This is a genomic window from Burkholderia sp. BCC1640 (genome assembly GCF_902833125.1).
In the GTDB taxonomy this organism is placed as follows: Bacteria; Pseudomonadota; Gammaproteobacteria; order Burkholderiales; family Burkholderiaceae; genus Burkholderia; species Burkholderia diffusa.
The window spans coordinates 315,823-329,821 of record NZ_CADFEF010000003.1; the positions used below are offsets into that span (position 1 = coordinate 315,823).

Here is a 13,999-nt window from a genome sequence, read left to right on the forward strand (position 1 = left end):
TCAGCCTGCCCGCGCGGCGCTCGCCGCGCGCACCGCATTCACCGCACGCAGGATCGACTCGCCGGTGGCCGGCGCGTCGAGCGGCGGATTCACCCGGTAGTCGCCGACCGCGGCAATCGCGTCGCGCACCGCGAAGAACACCGAGAACGGCAGCAACAACGGCGGCTCGCCGACGGCCTTCGACCGGTGGATGCTGTCCTCGACGTTGCGGTTCTGGAACAGCCGCACGTTGAACTCGGGCGGCGTGTCGTTGACGGTCGGAATCTTGTACGTGGACGGCGCGTGCGTCATCAGCTTGCCGCCCGCGTTCCACCACAGCTCCTCGGTCGTGAGCCAGCCCATCCCCTGGATGAACGCGCCTTCGACCTGGCCGATGTCGAGCGCCGGGTTCAGCGAAGCGCCCACGTCGTGCAGCGCGTCGACGCGCAGCGTGCGCATCTCGCCCGTCAGCGTGTCGATCACGACTTCCGACACGGCCGCGCCGTACGAGTAGTAGTAGAACGGCCGCCCCTGCAGCTTCGACTGATCCCAGTACAGCTTCGGCGTCGCGTAGAACCCGTCGGACCACAGCTGCACGCGCGCGAGATACGCCTTCGCGATCACCTCGCCGAACGGCACGCTCGCGCCGCCGATCCAGACGAAGTCGTTGCCGAACTTCACGTCGGCCGCATCGACCTTGCCGTCGCCGAACTGCTTCGCCGCGAACGCCGCGAGGCGCTCGCGCAGCTGGCGCGCCGCATCCTGCGCGGCCTTGCCGTTCAGGTCGGAGCCCGTCGACGCGGCCGTCGCGGACGTGTTCGCGACCTTGCTCGTGTCGGTCGCCGTCACGCGGATCCGACCGAAGCGGATGCCGAGCTCGTGCGCGACCACCTGCGCGACCTTCGTGTTGAGCCCCTGCCCCATCTCCGTGCCGCCGTGGTTCACGAGCACCGAGCCGTCGGTGTAGATGTGCACCAGCGCGCCGGCCTGGTTGAAGTGCGTGACGTTGAACGCGATGCCGAACTTCACCGGCGTGAGCGCGATGCCCTTCTTCAGCACCGCGTTGCGTGCGTTGAATTCGCGCACGCCCGCGCGCCGTGCGCGGTAATCGCTCGTTGTCTCGAGTTCGCCGAGCAGTTCGTGCAGCACGTTGTCCTCGACCGTCTGCCCGTAAGGCGTCACGTTGCGTTCGGTCTTGCCGTACAGGTTCGCGTAGCGCACGTCGAGCGGATCGCGGCCGAGCGAGCGCGCGATGTCGTCAAGGATGTACTCGATCGCGAACGCGCCCTGCGGGCCGCCGAAACCGCGGAACGCGGTGTTCGACTGCGTGTTGGTCTTGCCGCAGTAGCCGGCGATGTCGACGTCGCCGAGCCAGTACGCGTTGTCGAAATGGCACACCGCACGCGTCATCACCGGGCCCGACAGGTCCGCCGAGAAGCCGCAGCGCGACGTCATGTCGAGGGCGACGCCGTCGAGGCGGCCGTCGTCGTCGTAGCCGACGTCGAAGCGGTAGTGGAAGTCGTGCCGCTTGCCGGTGATCATCATGTCGTCGTCGCGGTCAGGGCGCAGCTTCACCGGGCACAGCAGCTTCCACGCGGCGAGCGCCGCGCAGCACGCGAACAGGCCCGACTGCGATTCCTTGCCGCCGAACCCGCCGCCCATCCGGCGGCATTCGACCAGCACGTTGTGCGACGCGACGCCGAGCACGTGCGCGACGAGGTGCTGCATCTCGCTCGGGTGCTGCGTCGAGCAGTACACGTGCATCCCGTCGTCGTCCTTCGGCACCGCGTAGGCGATCTGCCCTTCCAGGTAGAACTGCTCCTGGCCGCCGAGCAGCATCTCGCCCGACTCGCGATGCGGCGCGGCGGCCAGGCGCGCGGCCGCGTCGCCGCGCGCGAGCTTCAGCGGCGGGATCACGTAGGTTTCGGCCTTGCGCGCATCCTGCGCGGTCAGGATCGCAGGCAGCTCCTCGTAGTCGACCTGCGCGCGGCGCGCGGCGAGCCGCGCGATTTCGTGCGACGTGGCGACGACGATGAACATCGGCTGGCCGACGAACTGCACGATGCCCTTCGCGAGCACCGGGTCGTCGTGGATGATCGGGCCGCAGTCGTTCACGCCGGGGATGTCGTCAGCCGTGAACACGGCGACCACGCCGGGCGTCGCGCGCACCGCGTCGAAGTTCATCGACAGGATCTTCGCGTGCGGCTTCGCGGACAACCCGAGCGCCGCGTGCAGCGTGCCCGCGACGAGCGGGATGTCGTCGGTGTAGGTCGCGCGCCCGCTCACGTGCAGGTGCGCGGATTCGTGCGCGCGCGAGACGTGCACCTGCGCGGCGTCGGCTTGCGGGTCGAGGGTGTTCAGGAACGGTTCTGCTTGCTGGTTCATGTTCGGTGTTCTCCCTCGTCAGACGCGCGCCGCGTCGTTGGCAACTTCGGCGGCCACTTCACGCACGTTCAGCGCCTGCGGCGGCAGCGGGTCGTGCGGGCGCGTCTCCAGCCAGAATCGGTACATCAGGTTCTTCGCGGTATCGAGGCGATACGCGCTCGTCGCACGCATGTCGGTGAGCGGCTGGTAGTCGCGCTCGAGCGCCTGCATCGCGGCCTGCGCGGTGGCTTCGTGCCATGGCGCGCCGTCGAGCAGGCTTTCCGTGTGCGTCGCGCGCTTCGGCGTCGCGGCCATCCCGCCGAACGCGATGCGCGGCTCGCGGATCAGCTCGCCGTCCGCGATGAACGCGAACGCCGCGCACACCGCCGAAATGTCGGAGTCGAACCGCTTCGACAGCTTGTACGTCCGGAACTGCAGCTTCGCGCGCGCGCCGGTGCGGGTCGGCACCTTCAGGCCGACGACGAATTCGTGCGGCGCCATGTCCTTTTGCTGATAGCCGGTGTAGAGCGCCTCGAGCGGCAGCTCGCGCACCGTGTCGCCGCCGCGCAGCACGACCCGCGCGCCGAGCGCAATCAGGCCCGGCATCGAGTCGCCGATCGGCGAACCGTTCGCGACGTTGCCGCCGATCGTCCCCGCGTTGCGGATCGGCAGCGACGCGAAGCGCTTCCACATTTCGGTCAGTTCCGGATACGTGCCGGCGAGCGCCGCATACCCGTTCTCGACCGTCACGCCCGCGCCGATCTCGATCCAGTCGTCGCCGTGCACGACGTTCTGCAGTTCGGCGATCTGGCCGACGTAGATCAGGTCGTCCAGACGGCGCATCTGCTTGGTGACCCACAGGCCGATGTCGGTGCTGCCGGCGAGGATCCGCGCGGCGGGACGCTCGGCCTTGAGCGCGGCCAGCGCGTCGAGCGTGCGTGGCGCCGCGAAGCGTGCGCCGTCGGGCGTCGTGTAGTCGAACGTGTCGTCGCGCTTGAGCGATGCGAGCGTACGGGCGAGCGCGGCCGTGTCGACCGGCGCGGTAGACGCCGGCGCACCTTCGCCGGTCGCATCGAACATCTGCACGGCCGCGTCGACGATCGGACGGTAGCCGGTGCAGCGGCACAGGTTGCCGGTCAGCGCATCGGCAATCTCGGTGCGCGTCGGCACGTCCTTCGCCTTTGCGCACGCGCTGCCGCAGCCTTCGTGGCCGTGCTTCTCGTACAGCGCCCACATCGACATCACGAAACCGGGCGTGCAGAACCCGCATTGCGACCCGTGGCAGTCGACCATCGCCTGCTGCACCGGATGCAGCGAACCGTCCGGCTGGCGCAGGTCTTCCACCGTCAGCAGCGCCTTGCCGTCGAGCGTGGGCAGGAACTGGATGCAGGCGTTGACGGCCTTGAACGCGACGGTGCCCGCGTCGGTCAGCTCGCCGACGACGACCGTGCACGCACCGCAGTCGCCTTCCGCGCAGCCTTCCTTGGTGCCGGTGCAGTGCGCATCCTCGCGCAGATACTGCAGCACGGTGCGGGTGACGTCCGCGCCGCTGACTTCGCGGACCGCGTGACGATGGTAGAAGCGGATCGGCTCACTCATGTCTCTATCGTTCTTCAAGTGGGGGCAAGGCGGCCTGCGCGGGGCGCTCGACCGACGTTTCTCTGACAGTTTGCACGCTATCACCATCAAATTCCGCAACCCATAGCCCATCACGCATGGGGCCCATATAACTGTCGCGATATGGGCGGCGAGGCTGCCCGGCGGGCGGCGCGCGCCTTGCTCCATCTGGATTCCGCGCTTGCCGGCACCGCGCCGTCAGCGATTCTTCGGCAACGGAAACGGGGCGCGATTAACTAAATGGTCCCTGCGGGAAAACCGGTTCCATGGGAAAATCCCGATTCCGTTTTTCGCCGTCTTCCGTTCCGTTTCGCCCATTCGATCCGACCCCATGTCCACCGATTCCGCCACATCGCCGCGCAGCGGGTTTGCCGTCACGCTGCAAATCGTGTCCGTCGTCTGCTTCACGTTCATCTGCTACCTGACCATCGGCCTGCCGCTCGCCGTGCTGCCGGGCTTCGTCCACGACGACCTCGGCTTTTCCGCGATCGTCGCGGGCGGCGCGATCAGCGTCCAGTATTTCGCGACGCTCGCGTCGCGCCCGCTCGCCGGGCGCTTCGCCGACACGCTCGGGCCGAAGCAGACGGTGCTGCGCGGGCTGATCGGCTGCGGCGTGTCGGGCGTGCTGCTGCTCGTCGCGCTGCTGCTGGCTCACTGGCCGGTCGCGAGCCTCGTGCTGCTGGTCGCGAGCCGGCTCGTGCTCGGCGTCGGCGAGAGCCTGTGCGGCACCGGCGCGATCCTGTGGGGCATCGGGCGGGTCGGCGTCGCGCACAACGCGAAAGTGATCTCGTGGAACGGCATCGCGACCTACGGCGCGCTCGCGCTCGGCGCGCCGGTCGGCGTCGCGATCGCGCATACGCTGAATCCGGCGCTGATCGGCGTGATCGTGATCGCGCTCGCCGCGACCGGCTTTTATCTCGCACGCCTGATCGATTCCGTGCCGCTCGTACACGGCGAACGGATGTCGTATGCGAGCGTGTTCACGCGCGTGCTGCCGCACGGCCTCGGTCTCGCGCTCGGCTCCGCCGGCTTCGGCTCGATCGCGACCTTCGTCACGCTGTACTACGCGGCGCGCCACTGGCCGAACGCCGCGCTGTCGCTGACCGTGTTCGGCACGCTGTTCATCGGCGCGCGCCTGCTGTTCGCGAACACGATCAAGACTTACGGCGGCTTCCGCGTCGCGATCGTGTCGTTCGCGTTCGAATGCTCGGGCCTCGTGCTGCTGTGGCTCGCGCCCGTGCCGCACGTCGCGCTCGTCGGCGCCGCGCTGACCGGCTTCGGCTTCGCGCTGATCTTCCCGGCGCTCGGCGTCGAGGCGGTCGCGCTGGTGCCGCCGGCAAGCCGTGGCGCGGCGCTGTCCGCGTATTCGGTGTTCCTCGACCTGTCGCTCGGCATCACGGGCCCGCTCGCGGGCTATGTGGCCGGTGAGTTCGGTTATCCGCAGGTGTTCCTGTTCGCGGCGGTGGCCGCGGCGGCGGGCGTCGCGCTGTCGATGATGCTGTACCAGCGGCAGGCGCGGGTCGCGGGGAGCGGCGCGGCGGCTTGAGCGAGCCGCTCGCCGACCGGCCAGGCGGCCGCTGCCCTGGCGGCCCAAAGGAAAACGCCCGCATCGCGCGGGCGTTTTTGTTTCCGGCGGCGATCGCGGCGGCCGCCCCGGTCAGGCCGTGCGCAGGAACAACCGGCGAGTCAGGTCGAACGCGACGAGATTGCCGGCCAGCACGAGCAGCAGCCCGAGCACCGCGAGCGGCGACCACTGGTAGCCCTCGAAGACCGTCGACACGGCCAGCGCAACGATCGGGAACAGCACCGTGCAGTACGCGGCGCGCTCGGGCCCGATCCGTCCGACGAGCGTCAGGTAGGCCGTGAACCCGATCACCGAGCCCGGCACGGCCAGATAGAGAAGCGCGCCGAGATAACGCGGGCTCGGGTCGATCATGAACGGCAGCCCGGCCACCGCACTGCCGATCGTCAGGATCGCCGCGCCGATCAGCATCGCCCAGCCGTTGGTCGCGAGCGGGTGCAGGCCCATCGACTGCATCCGGCTCGACAGCAGGTTGCCGGCCGAGAAGCACATCGTGCCCGCGAACGCGATCGCGAGGCCCGTCCAGGTCGCGTGATCGTCGAGGTGACCGGCCATCTGCTGCCAGAACAGGCATGCGATGCCGGTCAGCCCGAGCAGCGCGCCGGCGATCGCGGACGGCCGCAGCGGGCGGCCCATGAACAGCCGGCCGTTGATCGAGTTCAGCAGCGGCGCGGTCGAGAAGATCACGGCGACGAGGCCGCTCGGCACGACCTGCTCCGAATAGTAGAAGCACAGGAAATTCAGGCAGAACAGCGCGAAGCCCTGGGCGACGAGGTAGCGCCACGCCTCGCGCGGCGGGCGCACCGGCCGGCGCATCACGCGCAGCAGCGCGAACAGCACGGCGGCCGCGAGCCAGAAGCGCCACGCGATCGACACGGGCGGCGGCACGGCGCCGAGCTGCCATTTGATCGCGATCCAGGTGGTGCCCCAGATCAGCACGGTGACGAAATAAAGCGACAGGTTCATGGCGGCAACGAAGCGGAACGAGTGAGACGGACTTCGACTGTGCCGCCACCCTGCCGGCGCGGATTGTCCGGAATTGCGGTCTTTTTCGGGCGTCCGCACGGCGCGCTTCGCGCGCGCTTATACTCGCCCCATCATGAGTTCGCCCCTGTACGCCCCGCCCGCCGACCACGCGGCCGCCCTTGCCGGCGGTGCGATGCCGTTCGGCCTGCAGTCGGTGTGCCGCACGCTCGCCGAGGCGAACGCGACGCTCGAACGCTTCGCGTGGCTCGGCGACCATCTCGCGATCGCCGAATGGACGCGCATCACCGACGAAAGCGAGACGATCTACGAACAGCCCGGCCACCATACGCTGTCGTGCTATCTCGACGGCGGCTACCGGACGGAGCGCGAACGCGTGCCGCGCTACGGCGCGCCGAGCCTGCTGTGCGCCCTGCCCGGCGACCATGAATCGCGCTGGTGGGTGCGCGGCGAGATGCACTTCATCCACCTGTACTTCCTGCCCGAGCACTTCACGCAGCGCGCGATCCGCGAGCTCGATCGCGAGCCGCGCGAGCTGAAGCTCGCCGACCGCACCTATTTCGAGGATGCGCGCGTCGCGGCGCAGTTCCGTTCGCTCGCGCTCGAACGCTGGGACGATGCCGACGGACGGCTGCGCGTGAACGAAGCCGCGCACGACGTGCTGAGCCTGCTGCTGCGCGGCCAGAGCACGACGCGCACCGATGTGCCGTTCCGCGGCGGGCTCGCGCCGGCCGTGCGCCGCCGCGTGCGCGACTATATCGACAGCTACCTGTCGCAGCCGCTGACGCTCGGCGAACTGGCGAACGTCGCCGCGCTGTCCGAATACCATTTCTCGCGGATGTTCAGGCTGTCGTTCGGCCGCGCGCCGCACGCGTGGGTGGCCGAGCAGCGGCTCGCGCGGGCGCGGCTGCTGCTGCGCACGACGACGCTACCGCTCGCGCAGGTCGCGGCCGAATGCGGCTACGCGAACGCCGGCCACTTCAGCCATCGCTTTCGCGACGCGCACGGCACGACGCCGAACGCGTACCGGCGCGCGATGCAGGGCGGCTGAACGCCACGCCACGCGCCGCGGCCGTCGACGAGGCGGCTTCGTGCAGCGCACCCGCCTGGCCACTCTCCGCTCTCCGCTTACGTACCGCGCCGCGACAGTTCCTGCTCGAGCGCGGCCACGCCGGCCGGCAGGTCGACCGGCACCTTCAGGTCGTCCATCGTGCGGCCGAACGCGTGCAGCGTGCGGAACAGGTTGTGTTCGCGGCACTGTTCGCCCATCTGCCCGATCCGCACGATCGGCAGCCCGAACGAGCCCGAAATCTCGACCTGGTACTGCTTCGAGATATGGCCGCACACCATCCCCGGCGTGAGCCCTTCAGGCGTCTCGATCCCGACCACCGAGTTGAGCCGGCAGTCCTTCGGCGCATAGAGCGTGAGCCCCATCGCCTCGACGCCCGCCTGCAGCGCGAGCGAGCAGCGCAGATGGCGCGCGAAGCGGCTTTCGAGCGTCTCCGCGCAGACGAGCCGCAGCGCCTCGTGCAGCGCGAGCACGCCCGACACCGGCGCCGTGTAGTGATAGCCCGCGTTGTGCCAGAAGTTCTCCGCGAGCGCCATGTCGAGGCACCAGTGCGCGTTCGGTTCCGGACGCTGCTTCATGCGCTCCCACGCGGCGTCGGAGAATGCGATCAGCGACACACCGGGGATCGACGACAGCCCCTTCTGGCCGCCCGTGATCACCGCGTCGATGCCCCATGCGTCCATCTCGAGCGGCATCGTCGACAGCGTGCACACCGCGTCGACCACGACCAGCGCGCCGGCCGCCTTCGCGAGCGCGGCGATGTCGCGCAGATCGCGGTTCCACACGGTGTTCGACGTCTCGCCCTGCACGATCGTGACGATTTCGGGCCGCTCGCGCGCGATCGCGTCCGCGATCTCGTCGAGGCTCGCGACCGAGCGGTCGGCCACCTCGAGCGTGGCGACGTCGGCGCCGACGCGCGTGGCCATCTCGGCCATCCGCGCGCTGAAGAAGCCGTTGCGGATCGACAGCACGCGCGTGCCGCGCCACGCGAGGTTCGAAATCGCCATCTCCATCGCGGCGGAGCCGGGGCCGGCCACGCCGAGCACCCACTTCGAGCGGGTCTGGAATACGTAGCGCGCCATCTCCTTCACCTGCTCGATGATCTTCGCCATCGTCGCGCCGAGGTGGTTGATCACGATCGTGTTCGCCTTCGCGACGGCGGCCGGGATCGGGACCGGGCCGGCCCCCATCATCAGCAGCGGTTCTTCGGGCAGGATCGCGTCGAGCGGCACGACGACGGGACAGGGAATCGGCGAGTAATCGATGGACATGGCAGATCAAGAAGGAAGGAAGAAAACGCTCGGACATCGTTCGCCGCACGGCATGGCGAACTGATCGATCATTCCCCGTTCCGCGCCCGCGCGCAAGAGGCACGCGCCGCCGGACAGCGCGACGCTGGCCCGGTCGACGGACCGGGCCAGCCGGCCGCGCCTGCGCCGCATGAGCGGATTTCGCCATGCCGCGGCATTGCCGTGCGGATGCGTAACGGTTCCATCCGCAGTTCGATGTTCGCGATTTTCTCGCGCAGTATGCGCGACGCGCTCCGGATGCCCGCGTTCTGCACGATACATGCATCGGCCGGAATACCGGCCATCACGATAAAAATCGCGCGAATGGAATCGGTCCACGAAAACCGGGCCCGGTAAAAAACATCCATTATCGCGGCATCAATTGGTGAGCGATTTCACCCATTACCGCACCAGGCCACACACGATCACGCACAATGCATTGATTTAAATGGTAAACATTCAAACCACCGGCAGTTTCACCCAATTCACTTCCGGCTATCCCCCGCATACACACACGACACTGCCCCGCTAAATCGATACCCGCGATTTCGATTTTACGCAACCCGCCCTTTTTCTCAGGTTGACGGATATCGGTTCTGTAATGAACAATCGTCTGCAGAATCGAAAACCGATTTTTCGATACGGGCCAGAACCCCGGTGTCACGCGACGGTTTTCCAGGTCGCGCAACGAAAAATCACAACCAAAATCAATCAACCGGGCCAGAAATCCGCGAGCCATGAACCAGATTCAGACCATGCGTGTGTTTGTCTGCGTCGCCGAACAGCAGAGCTTCCGGCGCGCGGCGCACCATCTAGGCGTGTCCAATGCGCTCGTCACGCGCTCGATCGCGATGCTCGAGTCTCACCTGAACACGCGGTTGATCCACCGCACCACGCGCAACCTGTCGCTGACCGAGGCCGGCCTGCGCTACCTCGACGGCTGCCGTGCGCTGCTCGAGGAATTCGACCACCTCGAGGCGTCCGTCGCGCACGCCGTGCGCGAGCCCGCCGGCACGCTGCGCGTCGTCGCGTCGGGCCTGCTGTCGCCGCTGGCGCTCACGCCGCTCGTCAGCAGTTTCCGGCACCGCTACCCCGAACTGCGCGTGCAGCTCACCGTCGCCGAAGGGCCGCTCGACGTGCTCGATTCCGGCTACGACGTCGGCATCGCGACGGGCAACCGGCTCGACGGCAACCCGACCCTGATCGGCCACGCACTCGCGCCGAGCCCGTTCGTCGCCTGCGCGGCGCCCGCGTATCTCGAACGGCGCGGCGAGCCGCGCGCACCCGACGACCTGCCGGGTCACGACTGGGTCGCGCTCGCGCCGCACCAGCATGCGCCCGCGTGGCGGCTGGTCGGCCACGACGGCGTCACGCATTCGATCACGGTGCGCCCGACCTGCACGGTCAACCAGCTGGCGCTCGTGCAGGCAGCGGCCGTCGCCGGGTCCGGCATCGCGGTGCTGCCCGAGCCGAGCATCGCCGACGCGCTCGCCGCCGGCACGCTCGTGCGGCTGCTGCCCGCCTACCGGATCGACGACCCGGACGCGCAACTGTCGCTCGTCTACCCGAACCGCCAGTACGTGCCGGCCCGCACGCGCAGCTTCGTCGAGCATGCGCTCGAGCACTTCGGCGCGCAGGCGGCCCGCGAGCGGACCGGCTACGGCTTCCTGCGCTCGCCCGATCGCGCCGACATCGTCACCGGCCGGCAGACGGGCCTGCAGTAAACTGCACGCGACAGCCATCGGAGGTGCAGCGTGCGTGTGATCCTGTTCAGCAGCCGACAGTACGACGACGAATCGTTTACCGCCGCCAATCGGCAATTCGGCTATCGGCTGCACTTCCAGCCGTCGCACCTCGACGCGGAAACCGCGATCCTCGCGCACGGCTACGAGGTCGTGTGTCCGTTCGTCAACGACACCGTCGACGCGGCCGTGCTCGAACGGCTCGCCGACGGCGGCACGCGCCTGATCGCGCTGCGCTCGGCGGGTTTCAACCACGTCGACCTGGCGGCCGCCGAGCGGCTCGGCATCGCCGTCGTGCGCGTGCCGGCGTACTCGCCGCACGCGGTCGCCGAACACGCGGTCGCGCTGATCCTCGCACTCAACCGCCGGCTGCCGCGCGCGGTCGCACGCACGCGCGAAGGCGACTTCTCGCTGAACGGCCTGCTCGGCTTTGACCTGCACGGCAAGACCGTCGGCGTGATCGGCACCGGCCTGATCGGCAGCGTGTTCGCGAAGATCATGATGGGCTTCGGGATGCACGTGCTCGCGCACTCGATGCCGCCTTACGACGACGAATTGATCGCGTTCGGCGCGCGCTACGTCGAGCTCGACGAGTTGCTGCACCAATCGGACATCGTCAGCCTGCACTGCCCGCTGCTGCCGTCGACGCACCATCTGATCAACGCGCAGACGCTCGCGCGGATGAAGCACGGCGCGATGCTGATCAACACCGGCCGCGGCGGCCTCGTCGACGCGCAGGCGCTGGTCGACGCGCTCAAGAGCGGGCAGCTCGGCCATCTCGGGCTCGACGTGTACGAAGAGGAAAGCGGCCTGTTCTTCGAGGATCACTCCGACCTGCCGCTGCAGGACGACGTCCTCGCGCGCCTGCTGACATTCCCGAACGTGATCGTCACGTCGCACCAGGCATTCTTCACGCGCGAGGCGCTCGCCGAGATCGCGCATACGACGCTGCTGAACATCGAGGCATGGCACGCCGGCACGCCGACCAACGTCGTCACGACGGGGCGCTGATCCACGGCGCGCGGCGCACGCGATCCGTCAACGATTCATCATTTTGTTTTGACTGATGTAACGCCGCGCGGCCGGCGTCTGCTATCGTTGCGCCGACTTCCCCCTTGCTTCTGCCGCTCATGCGTTTCGACGACTCCGCCATTGCCGCGGTCTACCGCGCCATCTTCGAACGGCGCGACATGCGCCACTTCACGCCGGCGCCCGTCGATCCGGCCACGCTCGCGCGGCTCCTGCGCGCCGCGCACCACGCGCCGAGCGTCGGTTTCATGCAGCCGTGGCGCTTCATCCGCATCACCGATCCCGCGCTGCGCACCGCGATCCACGCGCTGGTCGAGGCCGAGCGCCGCGCGACCGCCGACGCGCTCGGCGAGCGGCAGGACGAATTCATGCGGCTGAAGGTCGAAGGCGTGCGCGAATGCGGCGAGTTGCTGGTCGTCGCGCTGACCGACGATCGGGAGCGCCACGTGTTCGGCCGCCGCACGCTGCCGGAGATGGACCTCGCGTCCGCCGCCTGCGCAATCCAGAACATGTGGCTCGCCGCGCGCGCCGAAGGGCTCGGGATGGGCTGGGTGTCGCTGTTCGATGTCGACGCGCTGCGCACGCTGCTCGGCATGCCGGCCGGCGCGAAGCCGATCGCCGTGCTGTGCGTCGGGCATGTCGATGCGTTCTATGCGAAGCCGATGCTCGAGGAGGAGCGCTGGGCCGCGCGGATGCCGATCGAGGCATGCCTGTTCGAAAACGGGTGGGATGCACCGGCGACGCAGACCGCCGATTGCACGGCAAACGCCGGCACGACAGGCGGATCGTCGCCGTCGTCATCGCCGTCGCCCGAGGTGGCAGCACCGGCCGACCGCTCCGACTCGACATCAGCCGGCGCCCTGCCCGAGCGCTAATCGAGCCCGCGGCGCGCGAAAAGCGCCGCTCCACCGGCGTCGCTTCGACCCGAATTTTGCCGCGTTGCCGACATCGGACATCGTTCAATCCCACACTGTGACGCGCCGCGGCTGCTACCGCGTCGCACACCGGCAACATCCGTTTTGGCCCCGAGCATAGGGGTTTTCACTGAAGTAGAATCGCGGCTGATGTCCCCCCGCCCCGCCCGCCGCGCGCATCCCGCGCCGGCCTCGGGCCGCGGCCTTTCCGTAGCCCACCGCGATGCCATTACCTCTTTTCGCCCTTGCCGTCGCCGCATTTGGAATCGGTACCACCGAGTTCGTGATCATGGGGCTGCTGCCCAACGTCGCCCGCGACCTCGGCGTGTCGATCCCGGCCGCCGGGATGCTCGTGTCGGGCTACGCGCTCGGCGTGACGATCGGCGCGCCGATCCTCGCGATCGTCACCGCGAGAATGCCGCGCAAGCGCGCGCTGATGGGCCTGATCGGGCTGTTCATCGCGGGCAACCTGTTCTGCGCGATCGCGCCCGGCTACGCGGTGCTGATGGCCGCGCGCGTCGTCACCGCGTTCTGCCACGGTGCGTTCTTCGGGATCGGTTCGGTGGTCGCGAGCAACCTCGTCGCGCCGAACCGGCGCGCGCAGGCGATCGCGCTGATGTTCACCGGCCTCACGCTCGCGAACGTGCTCGGCGTGCCGCTCGGCACCGCGCTCGGCCAGGCCTGGGGCTGGCGCGCGACGTTCTGGGCCGTCACCGGCATCGGCATCGCCGCGGCCGCCGCGCTCGCGGTGTGCCTGCCAAGGAACCTCGCGATGCCCGACACCAGCATCACGCGGGAATTCAGCGTGCTGAAGCATCCGCAGGTGCTGATGGTGCTCGGCATCAGCGTGCTGGCGTCCGCGAGCCTGTTCAGCGTGTTCACGTACATCACGCCGATCCTCGAGGACGTGACGGGCTTCTCGCCGCGCCAGGTCACCTATGTGCTGCTGTTGTTCGGTCTCGGCCTGACCGTCGGCGGCACGCTCGGCGGCAAGCTCGCCGACTGGCGCCGGATGCCGTCGCTGATCGCGACGCTCGCGCTGATCGGCATCGTCCTCGCGCTGTTCGCGGGCACGATGCACCTGCCGTTCGCGGCGCTTGCGACGATCTTCGTGTGGGGCATCCTCGCGTTCGCGATCGTGCCGCCGCTGCAGATCCTGATCGTCGATCGCGCGAGCGACGCGCCGAACCTCGCGTCGACGCTGAACCAGGGCGCGTTCAACCTCGGCAACGCGACGGGCGCCTGGCTCGGCGGGATGGCGATCGGCTCCGGCGTGTCGCTCGTGAACCTGCCGTGGGTCGGTGCCGCGATGGCGGTCGCCGCGCTCGCGCTCACGCTGTGGTCGGCGTCGCTCGAGCGCCGTCCGGTGAGCGGGCCGACCGGATACGTGTGACGCGCGCGCAGCGGCGACGCGTGGCGGTGCGGCGGTG

Annotated in this window: 11 protein-coding genes; 6 read left to right on the forward strand and 5 right to left on the reverse strand. The window is 68.9% G+C overall.

What is annotated here, in order from left to right:
* Together xdhB and xdhA are read right to left on the reverse strand one after the other, a co-directional pair.
* The gene (gene xdhB / locus HWX25_RS05820) at nt 1–2,364 is read right to left on the reverse strand and encodes a xanthine dehydrogenase molybdopterin binding subunit (protein ID WP_175907622.1); all 2,364 of its coding nucleotides are present in this window, start codon (nt 2,362–2,364) and stop codon (nt 1–3) included.
* Nucleotides 2,365–2,382: 18 nt separating this feature from the next.
* Nucleotides 2,383–3,942: a xanthine dehydrogenase small subunit gene (xdhA, locus tag HWX25_RS05825; RefSeq protein WP_175907624.1), complete on the reverse strand. Its 1,560-nt coding sequence runs from the start codon at nt 3,940–3,942 to the stop codon at nt 2,383–2,385.
* Nucleotides 3,943–4,291: 349 nt separating this feature from the next.
* Here xdhA and HWX25_RS05830 point away from each other — a divergent pair, with 349 nt between their 5' ends.
* Nucleotides 4,292–5,506, forward strand: a complete 1,215-nt coding sequence (locus tag HWX25_RS05830) for an MFS transporter (RefSeq protein WP_059690711.1) — start codon at nt 4,292–4,294, stop codon at nt 5,504–5,506.
* A 111-nt stretch (nt 5,507–5,617) separates the two neighbouring features.
* Here the strand turns inward: HWX25_RS05830 and HWX25_RS05835 are convergent, their stop codons facing one another.
* Nucleotides 5,618–6,508, reverse strand: a complete 891-nt coding sequence (locus HWX25_RS05835) for an EamA family transporter (RefSeq protein ID WP_059530477.1) — start codon at nt 6,506–6,508, stop codon at nt 5,618–5,620.
* A gap of 133 nt (nt 6,509–6,641) precedes the next feature.
* Here HWX25_RS05835 and HWX25_RS05840 point away from each other — a divergent pair, with 133 nt between their 5' ends.
* The gene (locus tag HWX25_RS05840) at nt 6,642–7,577 is read left to right on the forward strand and encodes an AraC family transcriptional regulator (RefSeq protein WP_059530479.1); all 936 of its coding nucleotides are present in this window, start codon (nt 6,642–6,644) and stop codon (nt 7,575–7,577) included.
* Nucleotides 7,578–7,654: 77 nt separating this feature from the next.
* Here the strand turns inward: HWX25_RS05840 and HWX25_RS05845 are convergent, their stop codons facing one another.
* Nucleotides 7,655–8,866 carry an alanine--glyoxylate aminotransferase family protein gene (locus HWX25_RS05845; RefSeq protein ID WP_059699324.1) on the reverse strand — a complete coding sequence of 404 codons (1,212 nt, stop codon included), beginning with the start codon at nt 8,864–8,866 and terminating at the stop codon, nt 7,655–7,657.
* Between the two features lie 385 nt (nt 8,867–9,251).
* Nucleotides 9,252–9,623 (reverse strand): hypothetical protein, encoded by a 372-nt coding sequence (locus tag HWX25_RS05850; protein ID WP_175907626.1) that lies wholly within the window; start codon nt 9,621–9,623, stop codon nt 9,252–9,254.
* Here HWX25_RS05850 and HWX25_RS05855 point away from each other — a divergent pair.
* The 4 genes from HWX25_RS05855 to HWX25_RS05870 all read left to right on the forward strand — a co-directional run bounded on the left by HWX25_RS05855 (nt 9,622) and on the right by HWX25_RS05870 (nt 13,962).
* A complete protein-coding gene (locus tag HWX25_RS05855; protein ID WP_175907628.1) occupies nt 9,622–10,608 on the forward strand; it encodes a LysR family transcriptional regulator in 987 nt (328 codons plus the stop codon). The two genes, HWX25_RS05850 and HWX25_RS05855, sit on opposite strands and share 2 nt — an antisense overlap.
* Before the next feature lie 30 nt (nt 10,609–10,638).
* Nucleotides 10,639–11,637, forward strand: a complete 999-nt coding sequence (locus HWX25_RS05860; protein WP_059690708.1) for a 2-hydroxyacid dehydrogenase — start codon at nt 10,639–10,641, stop codon at nt 11,635–11,637.
* A 119-nt stretch (nt 11,638–11,756) separates the two neighbouring features.
* Complete coding sequence (gene bluB, locus HWX25_RS05865; protein ID WP_175907667.1) at nt 11,757–12,530, forward strand: 5,6-dimethylbenzimidazole synthase; 774 nt, start codon at nt 11,757–11,759, stop codon at nt 12,528–12,530.
* Nucleotides 12,531–12,792: 262 nt separating this feature from the next.
* Nucleotides 12,793–13,962: an MFS transporter gene (locus HWX25_RS05870; protein ID WP_059530493.1), complete on the forward strand. Its 1,170-nt coding sequence runs from the start codon at nt 12,793–12,795 to the stop codon at nt 13,960–13,962.
* Nucleotides 13,963–13,999 lie beyond the last annotated feature (37 nt).